This window comes from Labrys methylaminiphilus subsp. lupini, from assembly GCF_051161885.1.
Lineage (GTDB): Bacteria > Pseudomonadota > Alphaproteobacteria > Rhizobiales > Labraceae > Labrys.
In genome coordinates this window covers 1,153,210-1,174,376 of the sequence record NZ_JBMDIH010000002.1, presented here as the reverse complement: position 1 = coordinate 1,174,376, position 21,167 = coordinate 1,153,210, and the positions used below count along the sequence as shown (strand labels likewise).

Sequence of the window (21,167 nt, the reverse complement as noted above, 5' to 3'; positions counted from 1 at the left end):
CGAGAAAGAATGGCGGGATCAACGGCGAAACACCCAGCCGAAACGTCGCAGCGGGGAGGCTTCCGCCTCCTTTTCGAAGCGCGCAACGACGTTCGTCAGCCCTTCATACATCCGGCTTCGCCGCATGATCCGATAATGCCAGGAGGCGAGCAGGCGCTCCAGGGTCGTTTCATGGTCGCCCCGAACTTCGATGAACAGCAGGGGGCGGCAGCGCTCGATCAGGCCGTCGAGACCGACGAGGACCTCCAACTCCATGCCTTCGACATCGATCTTGACGAGGTCGAAATCCTCACTCGCGAAAAGGTCGTCACCCCTGACGATCGCAAGAGGGCCGGTATTCCCGGGCTCGACCATTGCTCCGCCCGAATTGTGGTCCGCCACCGCGACCACCCTGCCCCGCCCGGCCTTCGCTCCGAGCGCATGATCGACGCGGCTGAGATCGACATTCCGGCAATGGTTGAGCTGACAATTGAGACGCAGGATCGCCTGGGAGCGTGGATTGGGTTCCACAGGCACGACGATGGCTGCGTCGAAGAAATGGGAAAAATAGACCGTGTGGTTGCCGACATGCGCGCCGACTTCCAGGATACGTGGTTTGCTGCCAACCAAGGTTCGCAGCGCTTCGAGATCATCGAGCTCGTAGAAGCGGCCGTGGACATGAAAGTTCTGCACGGAATCGCCGAGATCATCGACGAAAAAGGAAAACCGCCGGCCAGCCTGATCGAACGACATCACGGAGCCGTCGACCCGCTGCACGAGATTGACCGGTGCATCCGCCCGCTCGGCGGAAACCTCGAGAGCATGCAGGCGGAAATTGCATTGCCGCCCGTTCAGGCTCCTGTCGGCCATGGGCAGGCCCTCGTGCTGGAAGACGAGGTCGAGCCGGTCCTCCGCCTTCGGATCCAGGCTGAACGCGACCGCAAGACGCCGGTCATCCTCGAACCGGATCGAGGCAGCCTCCCAGGACCCGACGCGGATCGTGACACCCGGCGCAAGCCCTGCCTGCCGCCGCGCTGAGACCGCCATCGGCTCGAGCTCGATGACGACCCGCCGCCTTCCCGTTTGTGGCTCGGCGAACTTCAAGGTGAGATGGGATTCGCGACCCTCGCTGACCGGACGGCCATCCTCCAGGGCAAAGCCGCGCAGGAGGTGGGGCGAGCGGCGATGCAGCACGGCATCGAAGGCCAGGCGCACGGGCAGGCTCGCTCCAACCTCCAACTCCCCCGTCGCGAAGGCCGGAAAGAGCTGGGCGTTATAGCGCTGCTGCCACCAGGTTGCGGCGAGCCCCTTGGCCTCGGCTCCCGACCGGTAATGGAAGAAGGCGGTGGTAACGGCCACCTTGTCGAGTTGGAAGGCGTCGTCTGTCAGAAGAAAGCGATAGAGTTGATGGACGCTGGGGATGCGGATGTCCGAGATCACCAGCAAGGCGCCCGGCTTCAGCCGCTCGCGGATGGCGGCGAAGGCAAGATCGGCCGCCGGATAGCCGTCGGCGCCGCCGAGAACGGCGATGTCGACTTCCTCCTGCGGCGGCTGCACCAGCATGGCTCTGGCAACCGGGCCGTCGATCCAGGTGATGTTTTCCGCCGTGAAGCCTCTGCCCGCCGGCAATGTGGCCTGCTCGCCGCCGGCATAGACGCTGTGCCATCTGGCGTAGCGGGCGAGCAGAAGCGTGGTATGGCCGGTTCCCGTCTCCAGGCTGCGCAAGGCTCCCGCTGCGGCAGCTTCCCGCACGCGCCAGTCGAGATGATCCAGGGCCGACTCGCTGAGGGTTCCCACCTCCCCGCAGCCGAGCTCGAGCGGGAACCGCGCCAGCAGGTCCTTGAGAAAATTGGACATCGGCATCTGCAATCCTCGCACCGCGCTTCATTCGCCACTGGAGCATATCGGCAGCATCGGCAACCAGAAAGCCTGCCCTGAACGCGAAAAGCCACCCTTTGTGAGGGTGGCTTTCCATGCTGTGCCCGGCTCCCGACGGAGCCAGGCAACCTTCACGGTGATCACGCCAGATCGAAGCGATCCGCGTTCATGACCTTTGTCCAGGCGGCGACGAAGTCGGTGACGAACTTGGCGTTGGCATCCTGGCTGGCATAGACCTCGGCCAGCGCCCGCAGCTGGGAGTTGGAGCCGAATACCAGGTCGGCGCGGGTGCCGGTCCACTTCACCTCGCCCGTTGCGCGGTCGCGGCCCTCGAACACGTCCTCGGCCGGCGAGGTCGCCTTCCAGGCCGTGCCCATGTCGAGCAGGTTGACGAAGAAGTCGGTGGTCAGCGCCCCTGGCCGGTCGGTCAGCACGCCATGCTTGCTACCGCCGGCATTGGCGTCGAGCACGCGCAGGCCCCCGACCAGCACGGTGAGTTCCGGCGCCGTCAGGCCCAAGAGCTGGGCCTTGTCGACCAGCAGCCCTTCGGCCGGCACGCTGTAGTCCGTCTTCAGATAGTTGCGGAAGCCATCCGCCACCGGCTCGAGCACGGCGAAGGATTCCACATCGGTCTGCTCCTGGCTCGCATCGGTGCGGCCCGGTGCGAAGGGCACCGTCACCTCATGGCCGGCCTGCTTGGCCGCCTGCTCGACCGCGGCATTGCCACCCAGCACGATCAGGTCGGCGAGCGAGACCTTCTTGCCGCCGGCCTGCGCCGCATTGAAGCCCTGCTGGATCTCCTCCAGCGTGGCGAGCACCTTGGCCAGCTGCGCCGGCTGGTTGGCCTCCCAGTCCTTCTGCGGGGCGAGACGGATGCGCGCGCCATTGGCGCCGCCGCGCTTGTCGGAGCCGCGGAAGGTCGAGGCCGAGGCCCAGGCCGTGGCGGTGAGTTCGGAAATCGACAGGCCCGAAGCCAGAATCCTGGCCTTGAGATCGGCGGCATCCTTTTCGTCGATCAGGGCATGGTCGACAGCCGGCAGCGGATCCTGCCAGATCAGCTCCTCGGCCGGAACCTCCGGGCCGAGATAGCGGGCGCGCGGGCCCATGTCGCGATGGGTCAGCTTGAACCAGGCCCGGGCAAAGGCGTCGGCGAAGGCCTCCGGGTTCTCGAAGAAATGCCGGGAGATCTTCTCATAGGCCGGGTCGACACGCAGCGCCAGGTCGGTGGTCAGCATGGAGGGGGCATGGCGCCTGGAGCGGTCATGCGCATCCGGCACCGAGCCGGCACCCGCCCCGTGCTTGGGCTGCCACTGATGGGCACCCGCCGGGCTCTTGGTCAGCTCCCAGTCATAGCCGAACAGGTTCCAGAAGAAGTTGTTGCTCCATTTGGTCGGCGTCGAGGTCCAGGTCACCTCAAGGCCCGAGCCGATGGCATCGCCCCCCTTGCCCGTGCCGAACTTGTTGTGCCAGCCCAGGCCCTGCAGCTCGATGCCGGCCGCCTCGGGCTCGGGACCGACATTGGCCGCATCGCCGGCACCATGGGTCTTGCCGAAGGTATGGCCGCCCGCGATCAGCGCCACCGTCTCCTCGTCGTTCATCGCCATGCGGGCGAAGGTCTCGCGGATGTCGCGCGCCGCCGCCAGAGGATCGGGATTGCCGTTCGGCCCTTCCGGATTGACGTAGATCAGGCCCATCTGCACGGCGGCGAGCGGGTTCTCCAGATTGCGGTCGCCGGTGTAGCGCTTGTCGTCGAGCCAGACGTTCTCGGTGCCCCAGTAGATGTCCTCTTCGGGCTCCCACACATCCTCGCGGCCGCCGGCAAAGCCGAAGGTCTTGAAGCCCATCGATTCCAGGGCGCAATTGCCGGTCAGGACCATCAGATCGGCCCAGGAGATCTGGTTGCCGTATTTGCGCTTGATCGGCCAGAGCAGGCGGCGGGCCTTGTCGAGATTGACGTTGTCCGGCCACGAATTGAGGGGGGCGAAGCGCTGCGTGCCCGAGGAGGCGCCGCCGCGCCCGTCGCCGGTGCGGTAGGTGCCGGCGCTGTGCCAGGCCATGCGGATGAACAGCGGACCATAATGGCCGAAATCGGCCGGCCACCAGTCCTGCGAATCCGTCATCAGCGCGAACAGGTCCTGCTTCAGCGCGGCAAGGTCGAGCTTCTTGAACTCTTCAGCATAGTCGAACGCCTTGCCCATCGGATTGGACAGGGCAGAATGCTGGTGCAGGATCTTCAGGTTCAGCTGGTTCGGCCACCAGTCACGGTTCGAGCGAACCTCAAAGCCGGGACGCGCCCCATGCGCAACAGGGCACTTGCCGGGGGTCGGCGTATCGCTTCCGTCCATGATCGTCTCCAATGGTTCTTGTTGATGAAATTTGCTTGGCCAAGGACTTTGGCCAGGAACTATCGCGTCTCAGAAAGACAATTGCGTGTCATGGTCCATGACAAAGTGGCCCATGAGAGAGTGGCTCACGAACGCGGCATGGCTTCTCGCCAACTGCTTGACCGCAATAGAACACCCTGCAAACGACATTAATCGCAGCCACCCGAATTCTGTGCGCCTTCGAGGCGACATGTCTCGGGGATCACAACGCGGAATCTGGGTCACATCCGACTCGCCTCATCGCCCCCGTTTAGAGCTTTACTAGAGTTCTCTCATCAGTTTAAGTCAGCTTTTCCGATTATTGTGATAAGGTCAGCTTATGAAAAATCTGACGCTTCGGCAGTTGCGCTATGTCGAGGCACTGGTCCGGCATAGCCATTTCGGCCGGGCGGCGGATGCGTGCGCGATCTCCCAGCCCGCTTTGTCGATGCAGATCAAGGAATTGGAGGAAGGCCTGGGCCTGGCGCTGTTCGAAAGAGGCGCGCGCCAGATCAGGCTCACCAGCTTCGGCAACGAGTTCGCCACACGGGCCCGCGACATTCTGCGCGCAGTCGAGGCGTTGGGAGACCTGGCCCAAGCCTGGCAGGACCAACTGGTCGGGCCGCTGCGCATTGGCATCATCCCGACGGTTGCTCCCTATCTGCTGCCGACCCTCGTCGGCAATCTCGCCCGCTCGCATGAGGGCCTGGACATCCATGTGCGCGAGACTGTGACGCCCCGACTGATTCAGGAACTCATCGACGGGCGTCTCGATACCGCCATCGTCGCTTTGCCGGTATCGGAGCCGTCCTTCAACGAGGTCGCGTTGTTCGCCGAAAGCTTCGTGCTTGTGAGGCCGAGTGAGGACGAGGGAAAGCCGGTGCCGGACCGGGAAATGCTCAGCGAGATGCGGCTGCTCTTGCTGGAAGAGGGTCACTGCTTCCGCGATCAGGCGCTCGCCTTCTGCAATGCCCCATCCCTGCGGACGCGCGAATTGCTGGACGGCAGTTCCTTGTCGACACTTGTTCAAATGGTCGGGGCCGGTATCGGGGTCACCTTGATCCCGGAAATGGCAGTGCCGATGGAAACACGCTCGGCGCATGTCTCCATCGCCCGTTTCGCAGATCCCCAACCCTCGCGCACCATCGGCATGATCTGGCGCAAGACCAGCCCCCTCGTCAAACAACTCCTGGAAATCTCGAAAGTGGTACGCGATGCGGCCGATCTGTTGAGACTGCGCCACGACCAGAGCCTGTCCGATTTGCTGCTTTCACCTGCCGGGTCCCACGCCTCGTAGTTGATCCTTGGAGCCCCTTAGTCGCGGCAAGAGCGCCCGAGCATAATCCGGGTTTGGTCGAGGACACTCGTGTGAACAGGCCGGGGCCCACAAGAGACCCCGCCCTATCGCGCTGCCGACGCAACCTACGCCGCCATATCGCGATTGCGATCCTGCCAGAGTTCCAGGATCGCGAGTATGGCCACGAGCGCCCCAAGCACGATGTGCCAGTTGCGCAGCGGTGAACCATAGGCGAACACGAATGGCTGTATTGCCAGCCACAGACCGCAGGCGAGCGACAAGATTTCCTCCCAGCGCCGCAGGAACACCACCTCCAGCCCGGCAAGCACCACGACGGCCGCGCCCACCAGGGCCGTGACCAGCATCACGGTGGGCGTTTCGGTGCTACCGAACCATAGGGGAGAGATGGCGATCGCGACGCCGAGGATCATCAAGGCGATGTCCTCCCAGCGTCGGTGTTGCAAAAGCCCCAAGGGCCCCATGACGTTGAACGTTGCCATAATGCGCCTCCTCTCAAGGCCATGAGCTTTGCTCAAACGCCCGCGAGGACAACCGTGCCTTGCTTGAGAACATCCTCGGCAGGCGTTCTTTGCACTGGCATCATTATCTCAAGAAAGCCCAGTAACTTCAATGCGTCTTATTATCCTGGCCGGCCCATCCAACGTAGAATGCAAGACGTTTTCCGATCAGGATTTTCGGTAGGCCGGAAGCATGTTCTTGTACGACTTCATCGAGGCATCAGCGGCTGAGTTTCAAATAATGTGGTGCCAGCGAGACGCATCATGGATAATGCCCCATCGAGCACTATCCGAATGGAGGCTAGGTGACGGAACTGGAAATCCCGCGGGTCGAAGCCCGCATTCGGGCCAGCTTCGCAAAGCAGGGCCTTATGGATACGCTCGGGGCAACGCTGGCCGGCGTGTTGCCGGGCCGGGTCGAGATCGCTCTCGTGCCCAGCAGCGCGGTGTCTCAACAACATGGCTTCGTTCACGCCGGAGCCGTGAGCGCCATTGCCGATAGCGCGGCAGGCTATGCTGCCCTCAGCCTGATGCCGATGGACCAGGGCGTGCTGACGGTCGAGTTCAAGATCAATCTCCTGGCCCCGGCGGCGGGCGAGCGTATCGTGGCGCGCGGCAAGGTGGTCAAGGCCGGGCGCACGCTGACGCTTGCACAGGCCGAAGTCTTTGCGCAGAGCGAGGGCAAGGAACGGCTGACCGCCGTGCTGACCGCGACGCTCATGGCGATCGAAGGCAGGGACGGCATCGTCGATTGAGTGCCATGTCCTGGATTTGGTGGCTCCAGGCGCCTGAAACCTCTCTATCGGGCCGCGCCTGCCGTTCCCGTTCGATCCTCTCTGTGACGTCACGCGCCACCGAGACGGAACCAAGGATGCCCTGGTCGGCTTCCATAAGGGCGAAACTCATTTCGACATAGAGCTTGGGCCCGTCTTGTGCAGCGCCCTCGAACCACCCTATTGCGCCTGCTTCACCAATTGACAAGTCGGGTCGATCAGGTCCTCGCCATGAGCTGGCGCACCATCCTCCCGACGGCGGCTGAGGATGTAGAAGCCTCTGCTTCCATCCCTGAAGACCGCACCGACCACCACGATGGTCTGAAAGCCCATCGCGGCCCTGGCTTCGGGAATGCCGTCGGCAACCGCCTGGAATGGATTGAAGCCGGAGAGGTTGTCCCGCTTCAGCCTGAAAACGAGATAAGAAGGATCGGACGCTGTCGGCTTCAGGGGCACCCAGCCTTCCGAAAGCTTCGCCTCATTGTCCTTCAGGGCGTTGCGAATGCCCGCCCTGACACAGCTGACATGGATATGAAGCTGGTTCTGGGATCTGTCCTTCGCCGAATTCACGGCAAGCGCGACCATATTCCAATCCAGGTCGCGCTTGAGGATTGCGCCGGGATAGGACCGCGCGGCCCAGGCATGCTCGAAATAGTTTTCGGCACCGGGCGCCAGGAGGGTCGCATCCTCGATCCCGGTGATGCGTTTCGTCGGAATGAGCAGATAATTGTAGGGTTTTGTCGGGGCATTGTCCTTGAGGACGGCGAAACCGCGATCCACACCCTTGCTGATGTCGACCTCGGCGCAATGCCGGCGCTCGGCCTGCTGCTGTTGTTCCGGCACGCATTGCCCGTTGACGATTTTCCAGAGGGCATCGGGATCGAGAAAGCGCGAGAGAAAGAAAAACAGGACCAGGCCGGCCAGTGTGGCGAGGATGGCGAGAGTCATCCCGGTTCTGCGCCAGCCGGTCGCACTCGCCCTCATGCTTTCGCCTCCTTGGGCCCGCCGATCTCGGCGACCCGACCCGTAAACCAGAGCAGGCCAAGCTCGCGCCAATGCCCGCCTGCTACCGAGCCAAGTAATCGCCCCGCATGAAACCTTCATTAAGGAAGCCGATCACCGCATCGAAGGCCTGCCCCCGGTTCTTTTCCATGAGCACCATATGCGTCGCCTGCCCGATCTCGACGAAGCGCTTGCAGGGCGACTTGGTGAGGCGGCCGAACAGATCGTGCGCCATGTCGAACCGGACATCGATGTCCCACTCCGCACCGACCAGCAACACCGGACAGCCTATGTCCGAGGGGTCGTAGAGCGGCCTGCCAGCGGTCCAATGCTCGCGCACGTCCTGCACGGCACCGGAGGGCGCCCTGATCGTGCCGGGCATGGGCGAGCCCATATCGGTCGCGAGCGTCTCCTTCTCCCAGGTTTCGAACCAGCCCTCGGGTATCAATGTCCCTCTCGCCTCTTCCGGTGCCGGGCTTTTCCATGCCGCCTCGAAAGCTCTCGGGCTCACCAGGCGATAGGCTCCGAGCGGCCCTCCCGCATCGATGCGCAGCGGCTTTTCCGAGAGCCAGAGGGGCGTCACCAGCACGAGTTTCTCGACCGGCGCATCCGGCTGGCTGGCAAGAATGCCGGCCACCGTCGCCCCCCAGGACATGCCGAGCAAACCGAGTCGCGCTATGCCGCGCTCGTTACGGATGAAGTCGACCGCGGCGGCGAGGTCCCGGACTGCCGTATGTGCCAGCGTCAGGGGAACGCCGTCCTCGGGCGGTCGTTCCATCTCGGGCAAACGGGTGGAGCCGCCATAGCCCCGGGCGTCGACAGCCCAGACATCGTATCCGGCGCGGGCCAGCACATCCATGAACGAGCCCTCGCCTACCGGCACATCGAACAGGCTCGCGGTGGGAAAGGTGGCGCCATGCATCATCACCAAAGTGCGCTCGGACCTGAACGTGCTCACACCGTCCGGTCGCTTGTTGAGGAGTTGCAACTGGATGCCCGGCGTATCACTTGCGATCAGCAGGGTCCGGGCAATGATGCGCGGCATCGACAGGGTATCGGCTGAAGTCATGACAGGTTCCTTATCAGACGAATTGCCAGCTGAAGGCGCTGCCGTCACGACGGACGCGGCCCGCTGAGGTCTCGGCGAAATGCGTGGTCAGCACGAGGGCGCCGGTCTCGGCGGCATGGTTCAGCGCCCACTGGCGTGACGCCGTGGCCGCCTGCGGGAATTCGCAATAGGTCGAGTTCCAATCCGGTCTGGCGACCTGGAGGGGGTGATGCAGCACATCGCCCCAGAACAGGGCGTATTCTCCTTCCGAGCGAAAGCCGATCGAAGCATGGTCGATGCTGTGCCCTGGGCTGGGAAAGAAGGAGAAGCCCTCCTCCACTTCCGAACCATCCACCACGATTTCACGGGCAAGCCCTGCTTCGAGGATGGGAACCACGCTGTCTTCGAACACGCCCGGAAGCGGCAGGCGAGCCATGGGCCCCAGGCTTGCTTCGGCCCGGATCGCTGCATCCGAGCTAGTCGCCGCCGCGAGCGCCGCGTTATAAGCGCGCTCGCGGGCGGAAAAGACGTAACGGGCGTTCGGAAAGGTGGGGATCCATCGCTCTCCGAGCTTGCTCGTATTCCATCCCGCATGGTCCGCATGGATGTGGGTCAGCAGCACCAGATCGACGTCACCCGGAGCAACGCCGACCGCACTTAATCGCTCGAGGAACGGCTCATTGAGATGATGCAGCACTGCCAGGCCGGGGCGTTCCTTGTCGTTGCCGGAAGCCGTATCGACGAGGATGATCCGATCGGGGGTGGTGACCAGCCAGGCGTGAACGCTCTGGCGCAACAGCCCCGTCTGCCGGTCGACCGATCCCGGGCCCAGCTTTCGCACTTCCTCGGCTCCCGCCTCGGAATCGTACTCGGGATAGAGAAGAGCGGCATCGATCCCCTCGAGGGCCAACTCCGGAATCTTGGTGATGGTGGCTGCGCCGACCCGATAGGATCCGAGGGCTTGTTCCGTGTCCTGTTCCATATTCTGCTCCACATCTACCGCCTCGAAGGACGGCATTGTCCGATGCAGGATTTAGCGCTATCGATGTCATATTAGAAATCGATACGGCTCATGTCGCACATCAACCATTTCGATCTTCGTTCCTTCGATCTCAACCTCTTGGTGGCTTTCGACGCCTTGATGCAGGAACGCAGCGTCACGCGCGCGGCGACCCGCCTCAAGGTCGGGCAGCCGGCGATGAGCCACAGCCTGTCGACCCTGCGCGTGCTGTTGCTGGACGAACTCTTCGTCCGCGTCGGCACCGTGATGCAGCCCACCGCCTATGCCTTCGCCCTGGCCGACCCGGTTCGCGTGGCCCTTGCGCAGATTCAAGCCGCTCTCCATGCGCCCTCCACCTTCGACCCGGCGACGGAGGAGCGCACATTCCGCCTCGGCTTCTCCAGCGAGGTGGAGCTGTTGCTGATACCCGAGCTCACGGCCCGCCTGCGCAGATCCGCACCCGGCCTGAGGCTGCTCAGCCGGCAGACGGGAAGCGACGAGGTTCATCGCCTGCTGGATGAAGGCACGCTGGACCTGGCCGTCGGCTGTTTCCAGGCCGTTGCGCAGCGCCACAAGGCACAATTCCTGTTCGAGCAGGCCTTGAGTTGCGTCTTCAATCCCGACCGACTCGATATCGACCTGCCGATCAACCTGGCCGATTATCTGGCGCTGCCGCATGCGCTGGTCACGCTGACCGACAGCCTGCAAGGCTGTCTAGAGGCCGCCCTCGATGCCATCGACGCCAAGCTCAACGTGGTGTCGGCATCGTCCGAGTTTCTGAGCGTCCTGGCGACCGTCGCCGCCTCGCCGATGATCACCACGATCCCTACCCGCATGGCACAGCTTTACGGACCGCGCTTCGGCCTGACGGCAGGCCCTGCTCCCCTCGATCTCACGTTGCCGGCGGTTTCGATGGTGTGGTCAGCCCGCCTCGATCAGGATCCGGCTTCGTCCTGGTTCAGGGCCGAGGTCGCCGATACGCTCCTTGCCTTCGAGGCGGCGGCCCAGGACGCACCAAAGCGAATGAGACGACAGAAATTGGTATTGGAATTGGCAGGGCAACGCCCGCGTAAGGAACCGGCACAATGATCGCCCTGAAAGTCATCCGCGTCGCTGCCTGGAGCGTGATCGCAGTCGCCGCTCTTCTGCTCGGGGCGAATGCCCTGCTGCCGGACGCATGGAAAGGCGAACCTAAGCAGTCTGCGCTCGAAAAGCCCGTCATCGACATGGCGGCGGTGGGTGGACCCTTGCGGCTCACCTCGCACAAGGGAGAGGTGATCGACAATGCCCGGCTGGCCGGCAAGCCCTATCTCGCCTTTTTCGGCTTCACCCATTGCCCGGACGTCTGCCCGACCACGCTGTCCGATCTCACCGAACTGATGAGTGCCCTCGGCCCTGCCGCCGGGGCCTTCAACGTCCTGTTCATCACCGTCGATCCGGAACGGGACAGCCAGGACCTGCTGGCGCAATACATGACCTCGTTCGATGAACGCATCCTGGCCTTGCGCGGCAGTCGGACGGAAACGGATGCAGTGGTAAAGGCCTTCGCGGCCTATGCCCGCAAGGTGCCGATCGAAGGCGGCGAGTACAGCATGGATCATACCGCCGGCGTCTATGTTATGGGTGCCGACGGCAAGTTTGCCAGCATGCTCGACATGCATGAACCGCGCGAGACCAAGCTTCAGAAACTACGTCGAATTATCGAGGCAAAGGCATGAACATGAAGAGAAAATATGTTCTGAGACCTCTGCGAAGCCTTTCGATTGCGATACTGGTTTCTCTGCCCGGCCTCGCCCATGCCACCGGTCCCGTGATCGAGATCCTCACCACCGAGGGCTGCAGTTGCTGCATCGGGTGGGCCCGCCATCTGCAGGGAGAAGGCTATACGACGGATGTCCGGAAACTCCCGTCGAGCGAACTGCAGCAGCGCAAGCTGCAGCTGGGGGTGCGGCAGGATCTTGCCTCCTGCCATACCGGCTTGATCGGCGGCTATGTCGTCGAAGGCCATGTTCCAGCCCGCGAGATTGCACGCCTGCTCTCCGAACGCCCCGACGCGGTTGGGCTGGCAGTGCCCGACATGCCTGTCGGTTCGCCCGGCATGGGAGAAGGCAGCGCCGATGCCGAGCCATACGGCGTCCTGCTGCTGCGCAAGGATGGCACCACCCAGGTCTTTGCCAGCTATCGTTGACCTCAGCCCCGCGAAGACAGCCTCCGGCTCCGGTCGCGTCGCTTTGCCGCGGCATGTTGGCTGCAGTGCAGCATTCGCTCTAATTGCCCGCCGCTCGATACCGGATTTGGCTGTGAATGATGCGCATGCACACGGACGAATCAACGATGATGCGTTAGATTGATCCCTGTTGATCAGCCGATTCATACTTGCGGCTAGAGCCACAAGCGTGAGGTGGCCGGGCGACGAACATTAATTTTTCGATCGCACTCTGGATAAAAATACTTACCGGCACCAGACTACCATAATATGCCGCAATCTTAGCGGATGTTCTTTGTGAGTCACTCGGAACTCTACGGGTTTCCTGCAGTTGAGTGAGCAAGGGCGCAGTCAACCCGATCAGCCACCATGGGAGGCTGCCATGACTGAGAGAAACAGCGACGTTTTCGACCTGTTTGCGGAACTTTATACCAACGCGGCCCAGGAGGAGATGAGCCTCCAGCAATATTTGCTCGCGTGCCGCGAGGACCAATCGATGTATGCCTCCGCGGCCGAGCGGATGATCGACGCGATCGGCAAGCCGAAGCTGCTCGACACCAGCAAGGACGAGCGCCTCGGACGGATTTTTGCCAACCGCACGGTCAAGACCTATCCGGCCTTCGCCGATTTCTATGGCATGGAAGATACGATCGAGCGTCTGGTCGGCTATTTCCGCTATGCCTCTCAGGGACTGGAAGAGCGCAAGCAGATCCTCTACCTCCTCGGCCCTGTCGGTGGCGGCAAGTCTTCCCTGGCGGAACGGCTGAAGAAGTTGATGGAGGAGCGTCCCATCTACACGCTCAAGGTCGGCGGTAAGATAAGCCCGGTTTTTGAATCGCCGCTGGGTCTCTTCAACCCGGACCGGATGGGCGATCTGCTGGAAGACAAATACGGTATTGCACGGCGGCGTCTGAACGGCCTGATCTCCCCATGGGCAACCAAGCGCCTCGATGAATTATCGGGCGACATCTCCAAATTCAGCGTCGTCAAGCTCGTGCCTTCGCGGCTGCGCCAGATCGGCATTGCCAAGACCGAGCCGGGCGATGAGAACAATCAGGATGTCTCGGCCCTGGTCGGCAAGGTGGATATCCGCCAGCTCGAACATTTCAGCCAGTCGGACCCGGATGCCTATTCCTACAGCGGCGGGCTCAACCGCACGACCCAGGGGCTGCTCGAATTCGTCGAGATGTTCAAGGCGCCGATCAAGGTTCTGCATCCCCTGCTGACCGCAACGCAGGAAGGCAGCTATAACGGCACCGAGAATTTCGGCGCCTTCCCCTATCAGGGTATCGTCGTGGCCCATTCCAACGAGTCGGAATGGCTGCAGTTCAAGAGCAACAAGAACAACGAAGCCTTCCTCGACCGCATCCTGGTGGTCAAGGTGCCCTATTGCCTGCGTGTCACCGAGGAAAGGCAGATCTACGAGAAGCTTCTGCGCGAGAGCGAACTGGCCAGCAGCCCTTGCGCGCCGGAAGTGCTCGACCTTCTCAGCCGCTTCTCGGTGTCGACCCGGTTGGCCGAGTTCGACAATTCGCCGCTCTATACGAAAATGCGTATCTACGACGGCGAAAACCTGAAGGAACTGGATCCCAAGGCGAAGGCCGTGCAGGAATATCGCGATGCCGCCGGCGTCGATGAAGGCATGACCGGCGTCAGCACGCGCTTTGCCTTCAAGATCCTGTCGCAGACCTTCAATTACGACACCCAGGAACTGGCCGCCGATCCCGTGCATCTGATGTACATCCTGGAGGAGGCAATCAAGCGCGAGCAGTTCGCGAAGGAAACGGAAACCGCCTATCTCGATTTCATCAAATCGGAGCTGGCAAGCCGCTACGCCGAGTTCATCGGACACGAGATCCAGAAGGCCTATCTCGAATCCTACTCAGAATATGGCCAGAACCTGTTCGACCGCTACATCGCCTATGCCGATGCCTGGGTGGAGGATCAGGACTACAAGGATCCCGATACCGGCCAGGTCCTCAACCGCGAGGTGCTCGACAAGGAACTGTCCCAGATCGAAAAACCGGCCGGCATCGCCAATCCCAAGGATTTCCGTAACGAGGTGGTGAAATTCACCCTGCGCGCCCGGGCCAGGAACAATGGCCGCAACCCGGCCTGGACCAGCTATGAAAAACTGCGCGAAGTCATTGAAAAGCGGATGTTTGGCCAGGTCGAGGATCTCTTGCCGGTGATCAGCTTCGGCTCCAAGCAGGACAGCGTGACCGAGAAGCGGCATACGGAGTTCGTGCAGCGCATGGAGGCGCGCGGCTACACCCAGCGCCAGGTGCGTCGACTGGTGGATTGGTACATGCGTGTAAACAAGGCGGGTTGATCCCGGCCGGGTGGTGTTCCCATGCCAATCTTTATCGATCGCCGCCTCAATCCCAAGGACAAGAGCCTGGGCAATCGCCAGCGCTTCCTGCGCCGCGCGCGCGCCGAGTTGAAGCAGAGCATTCGCGACCAGATCAAGACCGGCAAGATCGCGGATGTCGATGCCAAGCACTCTGTCTCGATGCCGGTGCACGGCACGAGCGAGCCGACCTTCCGCGAGGCGAGGGACAGCGGCGGCCGCCATCATGTCCTGCCTGGCAACAAGCAGTTCGCACCGGGTGACAGGGTCTCCAAGCCCAATCAAGGCGCCGGGTCGGGCTCGTCTCCCGGCTTGAGCGACTCGGAGGATGATTTCCGCTTCGTGCTCACCCGCGAGGAGGTGCTGGACCTCTTCTTCGAGGATCTCGAACTGCCCGACATGATCAAGCTCAATCTCAAGGAGATCCTGATCGTCAAGCCGCGGCGGGCGGGTTATGCGGTGAGCGGCTCGCCGACCAACATCAATGTCGGGCGGACCATGCGCAACAGCCATGGGCGCCGCATCGCCCTCAAGCGTCCGAAACAGGAGGAGATGGATACGATCCTCCAGGAACTGGAAGGGCTGGAAGCCGGCCCGGCAGGTGCCGCAGCCGACCAGCGCATCGCGGAACTGCGCGAGGAGCTTGACCGCCTGGAGCGCCGGCGCCGGGTGATTGCCTATATCGATCCGGTCGACATCCGCTTCAACCGTTTCGACGCGCAGCCCGTACCGAACGCCAATGCGGTGATGTTCTGCCTCATGGACGTATCCGGCTCGATGGGAGAGCGGGAAAAGGATCTGGCCAAGCGCTTCTTCGTTCTGCTGCACCTCTTCCTGAAACGGCGCTACGAGCGCACCGATATCGTCTTCATCCGGCATACTCACGAGGCGCAGGAGGTCGACGAGGAAACCTTCTTCTACTCGACGCAGAGCGGGGGCACTGTGGTCTCCACAGCCCTCGAGGAGATGCAGCGCATCATCAAGGAGCGCTACCCCTCCAATGAATGGAACATCTATGCCGCCCAGGCCTCGGATGGCGACAATATCGCCACCGATTCCGGGCGTTGCATCGCACTGCTCGATGGCGAGATCATGCGCCTTTGCCAGTATTTCGCCTATGTCGAGATCATCGATGAACGTGAGAGCCACATTTTCGGTGGCACCGAGAACGGAACCTCACTCTGGCAGGCCTATGCGGCCGTCACCGAGCGCTGGGCGAACTTCCAGATGAGCCGCATCGCCAAGGCTTCGGACATCTACCCGGTTTTCCGCCGGCTCTTTACCAGGCAGTCCGCCTCGAAGGGCGGCTAAAAGGAGCGTCGATGCCCAAGCCTACGCCCAAGCATGCGCCCAACGCCGACTTGCTGTTCTCAGGCTCGGACTGGAATTTCAAGACGCTGTCTCGGGCCTATGACGCCATCGAGGCGCTGGCGGTCGAGGAACTCCACCTCGACATTTATCCCGTGCAGATGGAAATCATCTCGTCCCAACAGATGCTCGATGCCTATTCATCCGTTGGGATGCCGCTGATGTATCGGCATTGGTCGTTCGGCAAGCATTTCCTTCATCAGGAGCTGATGTATCGCAAGGGTGGCCGCGGGCTCGCCTATGAAATCGTCATCAATTCCAATCCTTGCGTCGTCTATCTGATGGAAGAAAACACCATGGCCCTGCAGGCCCTGGTGACGGCTCATGCGGCGCTCGGCCATAATCACTTCTTCAAGAACAACTATCTTTTTCAGCAATGGACGGATGCCGGCGCGATCCTGGGTTATCTCGATTTTGCCAAGGGCTTCATCACCCGCTGCGAGGAACGCCATGGCGTCGCCGCGGTGGAGGCCATTCTCGACGCTTCCCACGCGCTGATGGAACAGGGCGTGTTCAGATATCGCCGCCCGCCCAAACTGTCCTCGGAAAAACAGCGCGAAGGGGTGCGCGAGCGGCTGGAATATGAGGAACGCACCTATAACGATCTCTGGCGCACGCTACCGGCCTCCAAGGGCGGGGACAGGGCCGAGGAGGCCAAGGACGGCATGCCCGAACGGAAGAAGTCGCTTAATCTTCCTGAGGAAAACCTGCTCTATTTCCTGGAGAAGAACAGCCTGATCCTCGAGCCGTGGCAGCGTGAACTCGTCAGGATCGTGCGTGTCATCGCACAATACTTCTATCCGCAGCGGCAGACCCAGGTGATGAACGAGGGCTGCGCGACCTTCGTGCATTACACCCTGATGAACGCGCTGTTCGACCGAGGTCGGATCAGCGAGGGCGCCATGCTCGAGATCCTGCGCAACCATTCCAACGTGGTGTTCCAGCCGGGCTTCGACGATCCCCGCTTTTCCGGCATCAATCCCTATGCGCTCGGCCTCGACATGATGCAGGACATCCAACGCATCTCGACCGAACCGACGCAAGAAGATCGCGACTGGTTTCCCGAATTCGCGGGCAACGGCAATTGGCGCGAGGTCCTGCTCGACGCTTGGGCCAATTACCGCGATGAGTCCTTCATACGCCAATATCTCAGCCCCGCGCTGATCCGCAAATGGCGGATGTTCGTCTTGTCCGATGCGGCCAACGAATCCTTCTACAAGGTCGCCTCGATCCACAATGAGCGCGGCTACGAGAATATCCGCGCTGCCCTCGCCCACAGTTATGACATCGGCGCCAACCGCTCGGACATCCAGGTCGTCGATGTGGACCTGCTGGGCGACCGGCATCTGCGCCTGCAGCACAAGGTCAATGACGGCATCCTGCTCGAGCCCAACAGCCGCGACGCGACGCTGCGCCATATCCGCAGCCTTTGGGGTTACGAGGTGAGCCTGGAAGGCATCGACGCGCGGACGGGAACCAGGATCTATGAATGTTCAACCCGCCAGGCGGCGAGTTGAGTTGGCCACGAGTTGAGTGGGTCGGGGCGAGTGGGTCCCGCCCTCAGGGCTTGCCCGGCTCCAGCGCGATGCGCGCCTGCTGCGGCCGAACCAGGCGAGCAGCGCTTCGCCGCCGGGCAACTCGTGCAGGCCTGAAGCGGGGGCGGTCATCGGCTCACGCAAGCTCCTCGGGTGTTTCGGAATCGTTGCGGAACGTCGCAAGCTCCCCCAGGAGATCGACCAACTGATCGATGCGCTCGCGGCCGAAGCGCTCTTCCAGCACCGCATAGATCTTGCGGCTGTCGGGCAGGACTTCACGAATGACGGCCTGGCCCGCGGGCGCGAGTTTCAGAAGCACGCGGCGCCCGTCCCCCTTGTCCTTGTGCTTGGTGATGAAGCCGCGCTCTTCCAGCGAGCGGATCATGCGGGTGAGGCTGGGCGCCAGGATGAAAGCGCGATCGGCGACCTCGGAGGCGTCGAGCATGCCGGCTTCGTTCAGCACGCGCAGCACACGCCATTGCTGCTCCGTCACGCCGTGATTGGCGAGCATGGGGCGAAAATGGCTCATCACCGCCTCGCGCGCCCTCAGGAGCGCGATCGGCAGCGAACGCCGCGTTTCCTTCAGCCTTGCTTCCTCGATCACCGGAGGCGTTTCCTTCACTTCATCCATGCATCGTCACCCGATAGCGGCTCTGGGGCTTGAGCACTACTTGCATACTCTGCCCGCTGCGCAAACTCCGGGCGCCGTTCATGGTGTCCTGGCACCGCCATGGCGCGCCTGACCGATGCGCCATTCGCCCGGCGGCTCGCCGACATGCTTGCGGAAGAAGCGCGAGAAATAGGCCGGATCGCGAAAGCCGATCTCATAAGCGACGTCCTCGACCGAACGGATGGTGAAGACCAGGAGGCGCTTGGCCTCGATCAGGCGCCGCCTGTCGATGAAGGCCTTGGCCGACAGGCCATGGGAGGCCCCGCAGGCCCTGGCGAGCAGATGTGGGGTGGTGCCGAGCGCCGTAACATAACGCTCGATCGGCCAGGCGTCCCGGAAATGCCGGTCTACCAGGCGCCTGAAGGCCAAGGCGAGGTCATGGCCCTCGCGTTCGCCGATGCGGCCGGTCTGGCCGAGCAAGGCGATGTCGTTCATCGCCACCGCCAGCAAGGCCCCCAGGGGCGCCATCTGCCCCTGCCGATAGTCTTCGAGAAGACGCTGCATGGTCGCGGCCAGAGAAAGCCAGAAACGGCTCTCGCTCTGCCCGCGCACCATGATCGGCTCCTCGATCGGCAGGGCCGAAAGCGCGGCGATCGGCGGCAGAGCGCTGTCGGCGATCGAGGCGACGATGGCGTCGGTCTCCTCAGGCGCGACAGTGAAACCATGCACCACGCCGCTGGGGATGTAGCTGACCGCAGGTGCGATAAAGTCCAGCCGCCTGTCCTCGATGAAATATTCGCCCCGGCCTCTGGTCCAGAAGGTGATCTGCGCCATCCTGTCATGTCTATGGGCGGAAACCTGGCCTGAATGCAGCGATTTTCGCTCCATTACCGTTTCCATATGCAGGAATCCGACATCAACAGGGCGATCGGGCTCACCATAAACGAAGAAGCTGGGAACCTTGTCGGACACGGGCGCCTTCTTAAAAAAGTACAAGTGATTTTACCATTCTGTCCATGGTACGCGCCGCCGGCAAGGCCTAGCCTGGCGTCAACGAACATCAGGGAGGAAGGCGATGCGATCGGAAGATTTCCGCGCCGATAAGAAACGGCCCTTCACGGGCGCCGAATATCTGGCTTCGCTGCGCGACGGGCGCGAGGTCTACATCAATGGCGAACGGGTTGCCGATGTCACCGCCCACCCTGCCATGCGCAATTCGGTGCGCTCGCTGGCACGGCTCTATGACGCGCTGCATGACGAGAAAACCAGGCCGATCCTGACTGCGCCGACCGATACCGGTTCCGGCGGCTACACCCACAAATATTTCCGTGTCGCCCGCTCCTCGGCCGAACTGGTGGCGCAGAAGGACGCCATCGCCCATTGGGCCCGCATGACCTATGGCTGGATGGGCCGCACCGCCGACTACAAGGCGGCGCTGATGAACACGCTCGGCGCCAACGCCGACTGGTACGGCCCCTTCAAGGACAATGCGCTGGCCTGGCACAAGCGGGCGCAGGAAGCCGTGCTGTTCATGAATCACGCCATCGTCAACCCGCCGATCGACCGCCACAAGCCGGCCGATGCGGTGAAGGACGTCTTCGTCCACATCACCAGGGAGACCGATGCCGGCATCCACGTCTCCGGCGCCAAGGTGGTCGCCACCTCCTCTGCCCTCACCCACTACAATTTCCTCGCCCAGAGTTCAGCCACTGTCACCGAGGACCCATCCCTCTCCGTGATGTTCATCGTGGCGATGAACGCGCCCGGGGTGAAGATGTTCTGCCGGACCTCCTACGAAGAGACGGCCAATCGCGGCGCCCACCCCTTCGACTATCCGCTCTCCTCCCGCTTCGACGAGAATGACGCCATCCTGGTGCTCGACAATGTCTTCATCCCTTGGGAGGACGTGCTGGTGCTGCGCGATGCCGGCAAGATCCTGTCCTTCCATCCCGCATCCGGCTTCATGCACGGCTATTGCTTCCAGGGCTGCATCCGCTTCGGGGTGAAGCTCGATTTCCTCGCCGGCCTGTTGGCCAAGGCCCTGCGCGCCACCGGGGGCGACGCCTTTCGCGGCAACCAGGCGATGCTGGGCGAGGTGATCGCCATCCGCCACCAGTTCTGGTCCTTCGCCAATGCCATGGCCCACAATCCCCTGCCCTGGGCCAATGGTGCCGTGCTGCCGAACCTGGAAGCCGCGCTCGCCTACCGCACCTTCATGTCCGAGGCCTATCCCAGGGTGATCGACATCGTCAGGCGCACCATCGCCTCGGGCCTGATCTACTTGCCATCCTCGGCCCGGGATTTCGCCAATCCCGAGATCGACCGCTACCTCGCCCAATATGTGCGCGGCTCCAACGAGATGGGCCATGTCGAGCGCATCAAGATCATGAAGCTGCTGTGGGATGCGACGGGCACGGAATTTGCCGGCCGCCACGCCCTCTACGAACTCAATTACGCCGGTGCACCCGAGGAAGTCCGCCTGCAGGTGCTCAAGGGCGCCGAGCGCGGCGGGCGCCTCAAGGAGATGGAAGCCCTCGTCGACCAATGCATGGCGGATTATGACGAGAAGGGCTGGACGAGCGAGACCTGGCTGCCCCCGCTCGGCGAGGCCATACCGCCCCGCGCCGCCGCCGAATGAGGCCGCCATGCAGGAGCGCCCCTCGAAAAACGCTTTCCGTGACGCCATGGCGCGGGTATGCGCCAGCGTCAACGTGGTTACCACCAACGGTACGGCCGGGCGCGGCGGCTTCACCGCCACCGCCATGTGTTCGGTGACGGACGAGCCGCCGACCCTGCTGGTGTGCATGAACAGCCGCTCGGCGCAAACAGGCCGCTTCATCGAGAACGCCCGCTTTTGCGTCAACGTGCTGACACCCGACCACCAGCACCTCGCCGGCTATTTCGCCGGCCAGCGCACAGAGATGGAGGCCCGCTACGCCGCCGCCGACTGGATCGACTTTCCCTCCGGCAATCAGGCTTTGGCCGACGCCATCGTCTCCTTCGACTGCCGCCTGATCGACCGGCATCTCATCGGCAGCCACCACATCTTCATCGGCGAGGTGGTGGATCTGCGCAGCCGCAAGGATGGCCATGCGCTGCTCTATTTCGACAGGGGGTATGCGCAGGTGCTCGGGCAGGCGGGGAGTTTTGGGGGGTAGGATGACCTGAGCCCTAAAAACTGGATCGCTTCAGGTTAGAATTCTTCGCAATACAAGCGTGGCAGGATATTGCGGTAAAAAT

The 21,167-nt window shown here is 62.6% G+C and carries 18 protein-coding genes; 10 read left to right on the top strand and 8 right to left on the bottom strand.

From position 1 onward, the window contains the following. Positions 1-18 precede the first annotated feature (18 nt). Together ACN6KF_RS31050 and katG are read right to left on the bottom strand one after the other, a co-directional pair. Positions 19-1,842 carry an FkbM family methyltransferase gene (locus ACN6KF_RS31050; RefSeq protein ID WP_434960732.1) on the bottom strand — a complete coding sequence of 608 codons (1,824 nt, stop codon included), beginning with the start codon at positions 1,840-1,842 and terminating at the stop codon, positions 19-21. A gap of 155 nt (positions 1,843-1,997) precedes the next feature. Continuing rightward, entirely contained in the window at positions 1,998-4,202 is a 2,205-nt protein-coding gene (katG, locus tag ACN6KF_RS31045) for a catalase/peroxidase HPI (RefSeq protein WP_434960731.1), read from the bottom strand. A gap of 358 nt (positions 4,203-4,560) precedes the next feature. On the opposite strand from katG, the gene ACN6KF_RS31040 reads away from it, so the two are divergent. Beyond that, positions 4,561-5,517 carry a hydrogen peroxide-inducible genes activator gene (locus ACN6KF_RS31040; RefSeq protein ID WP_434960730.1) on the top strand — a complete coding sequence of 319 codons (957 nt, stop codon included), beginning with the start codon at positions 4,561-4,563 and terminating at the stop codon, positions 5,515-5,517. 125 nt (positions 5,518-5,642) lie between these two features. Here the strand turns inward: ACN6KF_RS31040 and ACN6KF_RS31035 are convergent, their stop codons facing one another. After that, the gene (locus tag ACN6KF_RS31035; protein ID WP_434960729.1) at positions 5,643-6,017 is read right to left on the bottom strand and encodes an SPW repeat domain-containing protein; all 375 of its coding nucleotides are present in this window, start codon (positions 6,015-6,017) and stop codon (positions 5,643-5,645) included. 389 nt (positions 6,018-6,406) lie between these two features. On the opposite strand from ACN6KF_RS31035, the gene ACN6KF_RS31030 reads away from it, so the two are divergent. Continuing rightward, positions 6,407-6,790 carry a PaaI family thioesterase gene (locus ACN6KF_RS31030; protein ID WP_434961352.1) on the top strand — a complete coding sequence of 128 codons (384 nt, stop codon included), beginning with the start codon at positions 6,407-6,409 and terminating at the stop codon, positions 6,788-6,790. Positions 6,791-6,988: 198 nt separating this feature from the next. Here the strand turns inward: ACN6KF_RS31030 and ACN6KF_RS31025 are convergent, their stop codons facing one another. The 3 genes from ACN6KF_RS31025 to ACN6KF_RS31015 form a co-directional block, all read right to left on the bottom strand. Further along, positions 6,989-7,792, bottom strand: a complete 804-nt coding sequence (locus tag ACN6KF_RS31025; RefSeq protein ID WP_434960728.1) for a CDP-diacylglycerol diphosphatase — start codon at positions 7,790-7,792, stop codon at positions 6,989-6,991. 82 nt (positions 7,793-7,874) lie between these two features. Next, entirely contained in the window at positions 7,875-8,879 is a 1,005-nt protein-coding gene (locus ACN6KF_RS31020) for an alpha/beta hydrolase (protein ID WP_434960727.1), read from the bottom strand. Between the two features lie 13 nt (positions 8,880-8,892). Further along, the gene (locus tag ACN6KF_RS31015) at positions 8,893-9,840 is read right to left on the bottom strand and encodes an MBL fold metallo-hydrolase (protein WP_434960726.1); all 948 of its coding nucleotides are present in this window, start codon (positions 9,838-9,840) and stop codon (positions 8,893-8,895) included. Positions 9,841-9,930: 90 nt separating this feature from the next. Between ACN6KF_RS31015 and ACN6KF_RS31010 the strand changes: the two genes are divergently transcribed. The 6 genes from ACN6KF_RS31010 to ACN6KF_RS30985 all read left to right on the top strand — a co-directional run bounded on the left by ACN6KF_RS31010 (position 9,931) and on the right by ACN6KF_RS30985 (position 17,299). Then, complete coding sequence (locus tag ACN6KF_RS31010; RefSeq protein ID WP_434960725.1) at positions 9,931-10,947, top strand: LysR family transcriptional regulator; 1,017 nt, start codon at positions 9,931-9,933, stop codon at positions 10,945-10,947. Then, a complete protein-coding gene (locus ACN6KF_RS31005) occupies positions 10,944-11,576 on the top strand; it encodes an SCO family protein (RefSeq protein ID WP_434960724.1) in 633 nt (210 codons plus the stop codon). The genes ACN6KF_RS31010 and ACN6KF_RS31005 overlap by 4 nt, the downstream gene beginning before the upstream one ends. Beyond that, a complete protein-coding gene (locus tag ACN6KF_RS31000) occupies positions 11,573-12,046 on the top strand; it encodes a DUF411 domain-containing protein (RefSeq protein ID WP_434960723.1) in 474 nt (157 codons plus the stop codon). The genes ACN6KF_RS31005 and ACN6KF_RS31000 overlap by 4 nt, the downstream gene beginning before the upstream one ends. A 400-nt stretch (positions 12,047-12,446) precedes the next feature. Further along, positions 12,447-14,396 carry a PrkA family serine protein kinase gene (locus ACN6KF_RS30995; protein ID WP_434960722.1) on the top strand — a complete coding sequence of 650 codons (1,950 nt, stop codon included), beginning with the start codon at positions 12,447-12,449 and terminating at the stop codon, positions 14,394-14,396. Positions 14,397-14,417: 21 nt separating this feature from the next. After that, positions 14,418-15,725, top strand: a complete 1,308-nt coding sequence (locus ACN6KF_RS30990; protein ID WP_434960721.1) for a YeaH/YhbH family protein — start codon at positions 14,418-14,420, stop codon at positions 15,723-15,725. Positions 15,726-15,736: 11 nt separating this feature from the next. Continuing rightward, positions 15,737-17,299 (top strand): SpoVR family protein, encoded by a 1,563-nt coding sequence (locus tag ACN6KF_RS30985; protein WP_434960720.1) that lies wholly within the window; start codon positions 15,737-15,739, stop codon positions 17,297-17,299. Positions 17,300-17,453: 154 nt separating this feature from the next. Here ACN6KF_RS30985 and hpaR read toward each other — a convergent pair whose 3' ends face one another. Further along, the gene (gene hpaR / locus ACN6KF_RS30980; protein ID WP_434960719.1) at positions 17,454-17,948 is read right to left on the bottom strand and encodes a homoprotocatechuate degradation operon regulator HpaR; all 495 of its coding nucleotides are present in this window, start codon (positions 17,946-17,948) and stop codon (positions 17,454-17,456) included. A 78-nt stretch (positions 17,949-18,026) separates the two neighbouring features. After that, positions 18,027-18,899, bottom strand: a complete 873-nt coding sequence (locus ACN6KF_RS30975; RefSeq protein WP_434960718.1) for a helix-turn-helix domain-containing protein — start codon at positions 18,897-18,899, stop codon at positions 18,027-18,029. Between the two features lie 103 nt (positions 18,900-19,002). On the opposite strand from ACN6KF_RS30975, the gene ACN6KF_RS30970 reads away from it, so the two are divergent. Beyond that, positions 19,003-20,565, top strand: coding sequence for a 4-hydroxyphenylacetate 3-hydroxylase N-terminal domain-containing protein (locus ACN6KF_RS30970; protein ID WP_434960717.1), 1,563 nt, complete (start codon positions 19,003-19,005; stop codon positions 20,563-20,565). Positions 20,566-20,572: 7 nt separating this feature from the next. Then, the gene (locus ACN6KF_RS30965; RefSeq protein WP_434960716.1) at positions 20,573-21,085 is read left to right on the top strand and encodes a flavin reductase; all 513 of its coding nucleotides are present in this window, start codon (positions 20,573-20,575) and stop codon (positions 21,083-21,085) included. The last annotated feature ends 82 nt before the right edge of the window (positions 21,086-21,167 follow it).

Excerpts from the sequence above, each read along its gene's own strand:
- ACN6KF_RS30990 (WP_434960721.1), top strand. The coding sequence starts at position 14,418 with ATGCCAATCTTTATCGATCGCCGCCTCAATCCCAAGGACAAGAGCCTG.
- ACN6KF_RS31020 (WP_434960727.1), bottom strand. The coding sequence starts at position 8,879 with ATGACTTCAGCCGATACCCTGTCGATGCCGCGCATCATTGCCCGGACC.
- ACN6KF_RS30985 (WP_434960720.1), top strand. The coding sequence starts at position 15,737 with ATGCCCAAGCCTACGCCCAAGCATGCGCCCAACGCCGACTTGCTGTTC.
- ACN6KF_RS31040 (WP_434960730.1), top strand. The coding sequence starts at position 4,561 with ATGAAAAATCTGACGCTTCGGCAGTTGCGCTATGTCGAGGCACTGGTC.
- ACN6KF_RS30970 (WP_434960717.1), top strand. The coding sequence starts at position 19,003 with ATGCGATCGGAAGATTTCCGCGCCGATAAGAAACGGCCCTTCACGGGC.
- ACN6KF_RS31050 (WP_434960732.1), bottom strand. The coding sequence starts at position 1,842 with ATGCCGATGTCCAATTTTCTCAAGGACCTGCTGGCGCGGTTCCCGCTC.
- ACN6KF_RS31025 (WP_434960728.1), bottom strand. The coding sequence starts at position 7,792 with ATGAGGGCGAGTGCGACCGGCTGGCGCAGAACCGGGATGACTCTCGCC.
- ACN6KF_RS31030 (WP_434961352.1), top strand. The coding sequence starts at position 6,407 with ATGGATACGCTCGGGGCAACGCTGGCCGGCGTGTTGCCGGGCCGGGTC.
- katG (WP_434960731.1), bottom strand. The coding sequence starts at position 4,202 with ATGGACGGAAGCGATACGCCGACCCCCGGCAAGTGCCCTGTTGCGCAT.
- ACN6KF_RS31015 (WP_434960726.1), bottom strand. The coding sequence starts at position 9,840 with ATGGAACAGGACACGGAACAAGCCCTCGGATCCTATCGGGTCGGCGCA.
- ACN6KF_RS31005 (WP_434960724.1), top strand. The coding sequence starts at position 10,944 with ATGATCGCCCTGAAAGTCATCCGCGTCGCTGCCTGGAGCGTGATCGCA.
- hpaR (WP_434960719.1), bottom strand. The coding sequence starts at position 17,948 with ATGGATGAAGTGAAGGAAACGCCTCCGGTGATCGAGGAAGCAAGGCTG.
- ACN6KF_RS30995 (WP_434960722.1), top strand. The coding sequence starts at position 12,447 with ATGACTGAGAGAAACAGCGACGTTTTCGACCTGTTTGCGGAACTTTAT.
- ACN6KF_RS31010 (WP_434960725.1), top strand. The coding sequence starts at position 9,931 with ATGTCGCACATCAACCATTTCGATCTTCGTTCCTTCGATCTCAACCTC.
- ACN6KF_RS31035 (WP_434960729.1), bottom strand. The coding sequence starts at position 6,017 with ATGGCAACGTTCAACGTCATGGGGCCCTTGGGGCTTTTGCAACACCGA.
- ACN6KF_RS31000 (WP_434960723.1), top strand. The coding sequence starts at position 11,573 with ATGAACATGAAGAGAAAATATGTTCTGAGACCTCTGCGAAGCCTTTCG.
- ACN6KF_RS30965 (WP_434960716.1), top strand. The coding sequence starts at position 20,573 with ATGCAGGAGCGCCCCTCGAAAAACGCTTTCCGTGACGCCATGGCGCGG.